The organism is Fructilactobacillus fructivorans (genome assembly GCF_000814735.1).
GTDB classification, from domain to species: Bacteria; Bacillota; Bacilli; order Lactobacillales; family Lactobacillaceae; genus Fructilactobacillus; species Fructilactobacillus fructivorans.
Window position 1 is genome coordinate 1 of the sequence record NZ_JOJZ01000006.1, and the last position, 6,202, is coordinate 6,202.

General features: G+C 38.3%; 5 protein-coding genes. 3 read left to right on the forward strand and 2 right to left on the reverse strand.

The annotated features are described in order from the left end of the window. Positions 1 to 487 precede the first annotated feature (487 nt). Complete coding sequence (locus LfDm3_RS00065; protein WP_039142795.1) at positions 488 to 1,027, reverse strand: hypothetical protein; 540 nt, start codon at positions 1,025 to 1,027, stop codon at positions 488 to 490. Between the two features lie 132 nt (positions 1,028 to 1,159). Between LfDm3_RS00065 and LfDm3_RS00070 the strand changes: the two genes are divergently transcribed. Continuing rightward, positions 1,160 to 2,341, forward strand: a complete 1,182-nt coding sequence (locus LfDm3_RS00070) for a thiolase family protein (protein ID WP_039142797.1) — start codon at positions 1,160 to 1,162, stop codon at positions 2,339 to 2,341. A 66-nt stretch (positions 2,342 to 2,407) separates the two neighbouring features. Here the strand turns inward: LfDm3_RS00070 and brnQ are convergent, their stop codons facing one another. Further along, positions 2,408 to 3,754 carry a branched-chain amino acid transport system II carrier protein gene (brnQ, locus tag LfDm3_RS00075; protein ID WP_039142799.1) on the reverse strand — a complete coding sequence of 449 codons (1,347 nt, stop codon included), beginning with the start codon at positions 3,752 to 3,754 and terminating at the stop codon, positions 2,408 to 2,410. A 144-nt stretch (positions 3,755 to 3,898) separates the two neighbouring features. On the opposite strand from brnQ, the gene LfDm3_RS00080 reads away from it, so the two are divergent. Together LfDm3_RS00080 and LfDm3_RS00085 are read left to right on the forward strand one after the other, a co-directional pair. Next, complete coding sequence (locus tag LfDm3_RS00080; RefSeq protein WP_010022056.1) at positions 3,899 to 4,432, forward strand: GNAT family N-acetyltransferase; 534 nt, start codon at positions 3,899 to 3,901, stop codon at positions 4,430 to 4,432. Positions 4,433 to 4,780: 348 nt separating this feature from the next. After that, a complete protein-coding gene (locus LfDm3_RS00085) occupies positions 4,781 to 5,362 on the forward strand; it encodes a hypothetical protein (RefSeq protein ID WP_039142804.1) in 582 nt (193 codons plus the stop codon). The last annotated feature ends 840 nt before the right edge of the window (positions 5,363 to 6,202 follow it).

Here is a 6,202-nt window from a genome sequence, read left to right on the forward strand (position 1 = left end):
TCATTATTATTTGTTGTTATTCTTTTTCAAAAGAATTAAAAAGCGAATTGACTTCGCAAATGTTTAATTTTAAGCTCGTACACTTAAAACTACCTTACACTTGTAATCAAAATCTTGTTCAGTTTTCAAAGATCTACTCTTGTTTGTTGCCGTTTGGTTATCACCAATGCAACATATATAACTATACTACATTGATTAATGAATGTCAACAGATAAACTCAATTAATTTAAATTTATTTGATCACTCATCTCATCTGGATAACCCAGACGACAAATACTATTATACAACGCTCATTAAGAAGATGCAAGAGAAATGACTAAAATAATTAATTTAGTTCATAATCAGTGACTAATCAATTATTAACAAATCAACTTGTCTCCCTCACCGAGCATTTACTACTATACATGCGCCCAAATCATTTGTCAACACTTTTGGTCAAAAAAGGTCAAACTTTTTTGAGATTCCCTTTAAGTTAGGAAATAAAGCTTACTTTTTCTTCGAATACAAGTCAATTCCATCCTGAGGATGCTGACTAAGATACTTCTTGGTGAACGCATCAACCGCACTTTTATCTTCTAGATCAACATCAGCATCCTTCATCGCCTTTACCAACCTACTATAAAAAGCATCAAAATTAGAATCGTACATTGAACGAAGTGCCTTGGAATTATCCTTTACCCACTGATTCAATTGAGAACCGTTCTTAATGATCCCTTCATGATCTAAATAGGAAAATAAATGCGTCAACGCAAACGGAATGAGCTGAAACAATGAATCCGTTTTTTCGTCGCCGTCTAATAAAAGCGTAAAACGACTGAACATCACGTCAGCCAACAAATCAACATCCCAACTTGCTGGTTGCTTGTTTAATCCTACGATTGCAATCTCCACAAAGCTATCAATAATGGTATCAATCTCATCAACTTCACTTTGGGACTTACCAGCAATCTCTGACTGTGAATCAATGGCATCCAACCATCGATCAATCATTTCTCCTACTTGTTGTACCTCTTCATCCTTATTCATTTTCTTCTCATCTCCTCAATTCATTTTACTATAGTAGAAACTCGAAAATTAGCATTAACTTTCCACTTTAAAAAAAGTTAAGCAAAAACATGTATAATTGTCACCGTATTAAGTCAAAGGAGCATCGAATTTATGAATGACAAAATTGTAATTGTAAGTGCCAAGCGAACACCCATTGGAAAAATCAACGGGACGCTTGCGAGCCTCACTTCAGTTGACCTAGGAACCATTGCTGCTAAGGCCACCATCAAAGCCTCCGGAATTAACCCCAAACAAATTGACCAAGTCATCTTTGGAAATGTAATTCAGGCTGGCGGGGGACAAAACGTTGCCAGACAAATTGAATTAAACGCTGGTATCCCAAACACCGCCACTGCTTCTACCATTAACCAAGTCTGTGGATCAGGAATGAAGGCCGTTCGTCTTGGCCAATCAGCCATTCAAATGGGAGACGCTGACGTCATCCTCGTTGGTGGAACCGAAAGCATGTCAAACGCTCCCTATCTAAATGCCAACGAAAGAAAGGGTCACAAGTTTGGACCCGTTACCCTAGAAGACAGCATTCAAAAGGATGGTCTAAACGACGCTCGCACTGGCAAGCCAATGGGAATCACCGCTGAAAACGTCGCCGATCGATTCCACATCTCCAGAACGGAGCAGGACGCTTTTGCGCTTCAATCCCATCAAAAAGCAAGTGCTGCTCAACAAAATGGTTACTTTAATGAAGAAATGATCCCAATTGAAATCCAAAAAAAGCGTGGAAATACCATCGTTGATAAGGATGAAGGGGTTCGTTTTGATACATCCATGGAACAACTCAAAAAGCTCAAACCATCGTTTAAAGAAAACGGGACGGTCACCGCGGGCAATGCGGCTAGCTTAAACGATGGTGCGTCAGCCATTTTAATCATGAAACAAAGTAAGGCTAATGAACTGGGACTCACCCCAATTACTGAACTTGGTGCATACGCCGAAGCTGGGTGTGATCCAGAAATCATGGGGTACGCCCCCTATTACGCCGTCAATAAACTGCTGAAGCAAACCGGGCAAAGCATTAGTGACTTTGATCTATTTGAATTAAATGAGGCCTTTGCATCTCAGAGTCTCGCAGTTGCTCGTGACCTGCACATCCCTGACGATAGAATGAACATCACGGGAGGAGCGGTCTCAATGGGCCATCCCCTTGGTGATTCCGGTTCTCGTATCTTAATCACCCTGATTAATAACCTAAAACGAACTGGTAAAGCCGATGGTCTTGCCACTTTATGTGTCGGTGGTGGCATGGGAATGGCAATGACCGTTCACCTATTATAAGGAAGAAAATTAAAATATCCCTCGGAGTTAGAGTAATTTCTAACCATGAGGGATATTTATTTTGACTTATTTAAATGATTGCGGAGCCTGCTTAACTGACAAAATGAGACCAATCGCAAACCCAATCAGCGCGAATAGCACCCATCCCATGCCGTACTGAGCCATGGGCAAAATATGATTGAGCTTAAACAACCACGAGAAAACTGGTGCATGAGCTAGTTCAGGAATCGTAGTAATTCCACTCAAAATAGCCGGAATGGCGATCCACCAGGTGGTCATTTGGTAAACGATTCGTGGTCGCCTCAGTAACGGTTTAATTAACGAAATCAAAATTAGACAGATTGAAAATGGATAAACGATCATCAGCACTGGCATCACAAAGCGAATCATCTCAGTCAGGCCCATGGTTGCCAACAGGGCTGACATCACCACTGCAAAAATCAAGACGGGTAAATATTTAAACTTGGGAAAAATGTCTGACATGGTATCCGCAAAGGCACTACTCATCGCAATTGCCGTCTTCAAGCAGGCCACAATCACAATGAGAGACAATAAAATGTTCCCGTAACCCCCAAAGTAATGGGTCGCAATCTGAACCAACGCAATCCCACCGTTAGCCGACGGACGAAATTGTCCCAAACTGGTGGCTCCCATGTAACTTAGCAGGACATAGACCACCGCCATCATCAAGCCACCAATCAAGCCGGCCTTTCCAATACTTATGGCTAATTGTTTTGGACTCTTAACTCCCAAATCACGTACGGTTTCCACTACCACAATTCCGAAAGCAATCGATCCAGCCCCGTCAAGCGTGTTGTAACCCTCAACGAATCCAGACAACAGCGGAGAATGAGCGTACTCACCCATGGGATGGTAAAAATGAGGTGATCCCATCGGTTTCACGATCGACATGACCACAATAATCGCTAACAAGACTAAAAATAGTGGGGTCAAAAACTTTCCGATGTACTCAAGTAAGCGTCCCCGATTATATGACAATAAGAAAATGACAACGAAGAAAACCAGAATAAAACCAATTAAACCCATTTGCTGGTATCTGGAACTAAGAAACGGTGAGATCCCAATCTGAAACGACGTGGCCGCCAACCGTGGAATTGCCAAAAGTGGTCCCATGATAAAGGAAATTAAAATGGTAAAAACGTACGCAAACGATTTGCCCACGTTTGACGAAATTTCAAACGCACCAGAACTGTCAGTGACCCCTAACGCAATGATTCCTAAAATTGGTAGGCCAACTCCCGTTAAAATAAAGCCTAAGGTAGCCCACCAAACGTTGCCACCAGCCATCTGTCCCATGTTCACAGGGAAAATCAGGTTACCAGCTCCGAAGAAAATCCCAAATAACATGATCCCAACGTAGCCGATTTGTCTGACACTTAATTTCTTTTCCAAGTTTTCTCCAACTTTCCTAAATTACTCTTCAATGCATTTTACCAGAAAAAAAGCTCCCACCATAATTAATTTAGTGGTTGAAAAACCATCCCCGCTTCACTATAATTACTTATCGTCTAATAATAAAAGTAAGGAAGTGTTAATATGTCTACTATTTACGTAAGAAAAGCCACCGAAGCCGACCTTGACGATATCTACACCATCATCAAGAACGCCAAGAAGTTCTTAGGCGAGCAAGGCATCGACCAATGGCAAAGCGACTATCCCAGTGAGGATGATCTCGCCCGTGACGTTAAGTTTGGCATCTCATATGTCTTAGACGTTGACGGTCAGGTTGCTGGAACTGCGACCCTTCACTTAGGAATCGACCCCGACTACTTACACCTCGAAGGTGGAGAATGGGCAAATGGTGACCAAGGTCACTACTCTGCCATTCATCGCATTGCGGTTTCAAACGATTACCGTGGCCAAGGACTGGCATCAAAATTCATTAGTGGTCTATTTACCATCTCGTCACTACGTGGTTTTAAGGATGTCAGAATTGACACTCATCCCGATAATAAGGGAATGCAACACGTCATTCTCTCAAATGGATTCACTAAACGTGGTACCATTTATGCAAACGGTAAACGGAATCACGGAACGGAACGTTTTGCTTACCAAATCGAATTAAAATAATAACTAGGAAGTGGCCAAATTGGGCGACACAGCGGTATTAATCAAGTTAATTATAATGGCAGCATTCGGGTTGATCGTGATTTTGGGTTGCATGGGATGGACTTATCATAAGACCCATAAATTGACATCAAAACGTTTTTTGGCATTATCGGTGTTGGCAATTTGTTTCATTATTATCCTAATTATTTTGGTATAAAAAGAGGCTCAACCTGTGGAATTCATGGGTTGGGCCTTTTGTTTTGGGAATATTTGAAAATGAACATACGATGAATTCTTTAACTATCAATTTGTGTAAACATTGAAACTTTACTACATTTAACACCATTAATTTAGTTAAGGAGAATTTTAATGAAACACAAGAAGACAATCATATTCGTCATTATTATCGTATTAGTAATTGTGGTTGGATTTGTCGCATATTCAAGTTCACATCGTACAAATCATCAAGAATCAAATGGTAATATACGACAAGAGGAAAGAAAACTCAAAAAGCAAAAAGATAAAAAAATGAGTAGCGTTAAAGATAATAAGGAAGGTGTTGAAAGTTCACCACAGTCATCATCTACAACAGATAGTCAAAGTAACATGAGCTCATCTACTACCTCTAGTGCCAATGACAACTCATCCTCTACTACTAATGATGCTCAATCTACACAACCATCTAATAATTCTGATCAAGAAAATAATCAACCAAGTCAATCCAATTCAGCTCAGAATAATGTAGTTAACAATCCTGAGCAGGCCATTAATGTTCTGAAAAATGGTCTAAACAATAACGATAATATCTACGAATTCATGCCTGACGAATCTGACGAAAAAGATAGCATCTACGAAATAAAAGTACAATCTAAAGAATTAATGAATCAAGGTGGAACAGGAACACTTGGTTTATACTTGGTTTATGGTAATGGAAACTATAAAGTAAAATAATAACACTATTCGTAATTTAAAAAGATTAAACAAATGGATCTACCTTAATAGAAGGCCTCTTTATTAACTTAACCATAATAAAAGGGTTAGCATTTTGATGTTGACCCTTTTTTACATATTAAATAACTTCCAATGACTGATACTATTTGTTACTCCAAGCATACTAGTGCTAACATAATTAAGGCACACTATTCAGTTTAATAGAAAAACATTAATGATCACACTTATTGGAGGAACTATTTTGCAATTTACTTTACCAATCATCTATTACATATTTTCTAATATAATATATTTTTGTTTAATTATACCTATAATATATTTATGTGTCGCATATGAACGTTCCAGAAAACATTTAGAAAAAGAAAATAAAAATTACAAAAGTTCCTCTTCAATTTCGTATATATTAATATTAATTACGTACTTCTTTATTAATAACATTACAGTAAATACCTTCGATAAAAATAATCTGTGGAAAATAACTTTAAACGATCGTTGGGATCTTTTATTAGGGAATACTGGTTACTTTCCTATATTAATGATAGGTTCAACATTGTTTATTTCTTTCATTCTATATTTAACCATTCATAAGTTAAAACACTTTAGTTATATGAGTAACACGAATAACGAATTTAAAAATCTAAAACGACACTTTTTCAAGCACGTTAACTTTATCTACGATTTAGTGATATTTGCTTGTGCGCTATCGTTTGTAAATATTGTTTGTGGAATAATTTATCATTTTATATTTTATTAAAAAGGACATCTTGATGTGAACCCATAAAGTTGGACACATTATATAATTTTTCTAGGCGGTTTGTTTCCGATATTGAATCGGAGATA